At 47.5% G+C, this 255-nt stretch carries 1 protein-coding gene; it reads left to right on the forward strand.

The window, feature by feature from the left end:
• On the forward strand, nucleotides 1–255 hold a 255-nt coding region (locus R2R70_RS21625; RefSeq protein ID WP_410979142.1), incomplete at both ends, for a methionine adenosyltransferase.

The raw sequence follows: 255 nt of genomic DNA on the forward strand, positions 1-255 counted from the left end.
CATCATTGGTTTGACAAAGTGATGCTTCTTGGGGGCGATGCTGATGTACAGTATGGGAAAGGAACGATGGTCAAGCCTTATCAAGTTGTATTTGCTGGAAAAGGAGCGTATGCATACGGCGAAGAGCCAATCCCTCTGAAGAAAATCCTATTTGATGCGGCCAAGGATGTGTTATCAGAAGTGACAACAGGATTCGATCCTGACGAGCATCTCGTCATTGACTGCCGAATCGTCGATCATCAAGGGGCTGGTCGT

The sequence above is a fragment of the Cobetia sp. SIMBA_158 genome (genome assembly GCF_046566945.1).
In the GTDB taxonomy this organism is placed as follows: domain Bacteria; phylum Pseudomonadota; class Gammaproteobacteria; order Pseudomonadales; family Halomonadaceae; genus Cobetia; species Cobetia amphilecti.